The following is a 3769-nucleotide window of genomic DNA, read 5'->3' as shown; positions in this document are numbered from 1 at the left end:
TGCAAGCCCTGCCCGACTTCGCGGGCGAAGCTCGGCCCGGAAAGCGTGCCGTTGCTCGCGTGCTGCGGCAGTTCGGCCGCGACGACCTCATTTGGCAAACATTGCGTATCGGCTTCAAACCCTTTGCACAGCCACACGATATGCGCCGGGACGATCCCCGATTCGCGCATCGTCCGGCATAACGCGCGCAGGCCCGCTACAGGCGCGGCGACTACGCAAAGTGCATCACCGGCCGCACCGTGACTCAACGCGGAGGAAAGATCCGCTTCGTACACAAGCGTTTCAGGCAGCGTCACGCCGCGCAAATAGCGCTCGTTTTCATGAGAAGCGGACAGGGATTCGATGAGCGCGCGATCGCGCGCCCAGAGGACCGTGTCGTGGCGAGTGGCCAGATGGCCAGCCAGCGCGGTGCCCCACGCACCGGCGCCGAGAACGGCTACTTGCATGCCCGGCTCCGGAATATCGGTTTTAGTTCAGCGTCGCGCCGTTGGCCACGCCTTCCTGGGCGGCCGACAATTGCGAGATGCGTTGTTCGTACAGCGCCTGGAAGTTGATTTCCGCGAGGTGGATCGGCGGGAAACCGGCGCGCGTGATGGCGTCAGCAATGTTCGAGCGCAGGTACGGAAACAGGATGGTCGGGCAAGCAATACCGACGAGCGGATCGATCTGGTCAGCCGGGATGTTGCGGATATCGAAAATGCCGGCTTGCTTCGCTTCGATCAGGAACGCGACCTTGTCCGACACCTTCGCGGTCACGGTGCCCGTCACCAGCACTTCGAACACGCTTTCTGCCAGGCGCTCGGCCTTCACGTCCACTTCCACTTCCACCGACGGCATGTCCTGCTCGAGGAAAATTCCCGGCGAATTGGGCTGCTCGAGCGACATATCCTTCAAGTAGATGCGCTGAATGTTGAAGAACGGTTGGTTGTTGTCGTCAGACATGTTGATTCCCTTGATTATTTAAAGTGCAGCCCGCGGCGTTTCCGGTTTTTCCGGATCAATGCCACGGGCTGCTTTGCTGCCGGCAATGCGTTCAGGCCGCTTCGAGCAGCGGCATCAGGCCGCCTTTGCGGTCGAGCGCTGACAGATCGTCGTACCCGCCGACATGCGTTTCGCCGATAAATACCTGCGGCACCGTCCGTCGGCCCGTACGCGTCATCATTTCTTCACGTTTTGCAGGATCACGGTCGATCAGCACCTTCTCGACATTTTCCACGCCGCGCGACTTTAGTAGACGTTCGGCCATCTGGCAATACGGGCACACTTGCGTGCTGTACATGATTACTTTGTTCACTTTAGGGCTCCTTGTTTCACGACCGGCATGCCAGCTTTTTGCCAGGCATCCAGTCCGCCTTGCAATACATGGACCTCGGCGTAGCCTGCATCGCTCACAATCTGGCTCGCCCTCTGGGACTGTTGCCCGGTCTGGCAAACGAGCAAGACCGGATTGCTCTTATTCTTGGCGATTTGGCCAACTTTTGCTTGGAGCTCCGCCAAACCAAAGTTTTTCGCGGCCGGAATGTGCCCTTGCGAGTACTCGGAGACCGGCCGCAGGTCGATGATCGAGGCGTTGCGCCGGTTGATCAAAAGGACCGCGTCGGCCGGTGAAACAGCGCCGCGGCCGCGCCGCATAAGCGTTGGCCACAGCAGCAACCCGCCCGAAATGAGGAGGACGGCGATAAGTACAAGGTTGGTGTAATCGGTGAAAAACTTCACTTCGGGACCGCCGGATTGGGAGTGTGGAGAAAAGAAAAGCCGTAAAAAAATCAGGACAATCCAGCCATTATAAAATAACCGTTCTCCGTAAAGGCATCGGCCGATCGGCTGAGTTGCGCCGAAGCGCGTTGCCGCACAAAATCGATGCCAGTTTTCCGCTTCTTGCTGCTTCTTAACAGGCTTCCCAACTAACCGACCTCTAAACGGACATCATGTACAAGCTAGTGCTCATCCGCCACGGCGAATCCACGTGGAACAAGGAAAACCGATTCACAGGCTGGGTCGACGTCGACCTGACGGAACAAGGCGTCCGCGAAGCGCAGCAAGCCGGCGTGCTGTTGAAAGAAGCGGGTTTCAGTTTCGACATTGCGTACACCTCGGTGCTCAAGCGCGCAATCCGCACGCTCTGGCACGTGCAGGATCAAATGGACGAGATGTATCTGCCCGTCGTGCATTCGTGGCGGCTGAACGAGCGGCACTACGGTGCGCTCGCGGGATTGAACAAGGCTGAGACAGCGAAGCAATACGGCGACGAGCAAGTGCTGGTCTGGCGCAGAAGCTACGATACGCCGCCGCCGGCTCTCGATCCGTCGGACGAACGCACGTCGTTCAACGATCCGCGCTATGCGAAAGTGCCGCGCGAAGAGCTGCCGCTGACCGAGTGCCTGAAGGACACGGTCGCACGCGTGCTGCCCATGTGGAACGAGTCCATCGGACCGGCCGTCAAGTCGGGAAGACGCGTGCTGATCGCAGCGCATGGAAACTCCATGCGTGCGCTGATCAAATATCTGGATGGGATTTCAGACGACGATATCGTTGGATTGAATATCCCAAATGGCGTGCCGCTCGTTTATGAACTCGACGAAAACCTGAAACCGATCAAGCACTATTATCTCGGCGACCCCGATGCCATAGCGAAGGCGCAGGCTGCGGTCGCAAAGCAGGGGAAGGCGGGATAAGCGGACTTTCCGCCCAATTCCCAAGCCTGACCGGCAGACGATGCGAGATCAACCACGCTCGAATCGTCTGCGAAGCTGTTTGGATACTTGCCAAGGCCCATTCGACATCTCTGGTTGAGACGATTCATACTGGCCTCCATAAATCTTCATCAGGTCTTTTTGCTGCAGTCCCATAAGCCGGGCCCGACATTTGCGCAGGGATTACCGTTTTAATAAACCGCGACTTCAAAAAGAATTTACCCACCATGCCGGCGGACGCCGTTTAAGCTGCGTTTAAGTCGTGGTCCGGGGCTTGCAGTTATACTGCCCAGTCAACCACGACGCAGCCTAATCCGCTTCCGACCGCAACAGACTCTATGCGAAAGAACCTGAAAAACATCGGCCTGATCGCCGCGGGCCTTGCTACCGGCGCATTTGCCACGCTGCAACTCTCCGCATCTGCCCAGCAAGCCGCTACCGCGCCTCTCCCGCTAGATCAACTGCGGTTGTTTGCCGAAGTCTTCGGGCAAATCAAGCATGAATACGTCGAACCGGTCGACGATAAAAAACTCCTCACCGCCGCCATCAAAGGCATGGTGTCGAGCCTCGACCCGCACTCGTCGTATCTCGACAAGACCGACTACGAAGAGTTGCAGGAACAGACCAAGGGCCGGTTCGCCGGGCTCGGTATCGAGATCTCGTCGGAAGACGGACTGATCAAGGTGATTTCGCCTATCGAAGACACGCCGGCGTTTCGCGCCGGCATTCGTCCAGGCGACCTGATCACGCGTATCAACGACAAGCCGGTGCGCGGCATGACGCTCGACAACGCCGTCAAGCAAATGCGCGGCGATCCGGGCACCAAGGTTACGCTGACCATTTTCCGCAAGACCGACGACCGGACGTTCCCGATCACGGTCACGCGCGCGCTCATTCGCGTGCAAAGCGTGAAGATGAAGATCCCTGCGCCGGGTTATGGCTACATCCGCATCACGAGCTTCCAGGAGCGCACGGTGCCTGATCTCGCCGCGAAGCTGCAGGATCTCGCGCGTCAGCAGCCCGACCTGAAGGGTCTCGTGCTCGACCTCCGCAACAACGGCGGCGGCCTGCTGCAA

At 58.7% G+C, this 3769-nt stretch carries 5 protein-coding genes and 1 pseudogene; 2 read left to right on the top strand and 4 right to left on the bottom strand.

Annotated elements, in window-relative coordinates; genetic code table 11:
• The 4 genes and pseudogenes from ACRXB1_RS32640 to ACRXB1_RS32625 all read right to left on the bottom strand — a co-directional run.
• Positions 1-446, bottom strand: a pseudogene (locus ACRXB1_RS32640) (NAD(P)H-dependent glycerol-3-phosphate dehydrogenase); the annotation flags it as partial.
• Positions 447-468: 22 nt separating this feature from the next.
• Positions 469-942: a protein-export chaperone SecB gene (secB, locus tag ACRXB1_RS32635; protein ID WP_056358077.1), complete on the bottom strand. Its 474-nt coding sequence runs from the start codon at positions 940-942 to the stop codon at positions 469-471.
• A 91-nt stretch (positions 943-1033) separates the two neighbouring features.
• Positions 1034-1294, bottom strand: coding sequence for a glutaredoxin 3 (grxC, locus tag ACRXB1_RS32630; RefSeq protein ID WP_056358080.1), 261 nt, complete (start codon positions 1292-1294; stop codon positions 1034-1036).
• Positions 1291-1716, bottom strand: coding sequence for a rhodanese-like domain-containing protein (locus ACRXB1_RS32625; protein ID WP_449494379.1), 426 nt, complete (start codon positions 1714-1716; stop codon positions 1291-1293). Before ACRXB1_RS32625 ends, grxC begins: the two co-directional genes overlap by 4 nt.
• 212 nt (positions 1717-1928) lie before the next feature.
• Between ACRXB1_RS32625 and gpmA the strand changes: the two genes are divergently transcribed.
• Both gpmA and ACRXB1_RS32615 read left to right on the top strand, forming a co-directional pair.
• Entirely contained in the window at positions 1929-2675 is a 747-nt protein-coding gene (gene gpmA / locus ACRXB1_RS32620) for a 2,3-diphosphoglycerate-dependent phosphoglycerate mutase (RefSeq protein ID WP_062168839.1), read from the top strand.
• 356 nt (positions 2676-3031) lie between these two features.
• Positions 3032-3769, top strand: a 738-nt coding sequence (locus ACRXB1_RS32615; RefSeq protein ID WP_449494378.1) for a S41 family peptidase, incomplete at its 3' end; no start/stop codon positions are given.

This window comes from Caballeronia sp. M23-90 (genome assembly GCF_053574605.1).
This window is presented reverse-complemented; position numbering and strand designations above follow the sequence as displayed.

What these genes read in the sequence shown, in the direction of transcription:
- secB (WP_056358077.1), bottom strand. Translation starts at nt 942, where the DNA reads ATGTCTGACGACAACAACCAACCGTTCTTCAACATTCAGCGCATCTAC.
- gpmA (WP_062168839.1), top strand. Translation starts at nt 1,929, where the DNA reads ATGTACAAGCTAGTGCTCATCCGCCACGGCGAATCCACGTGGAACAAG.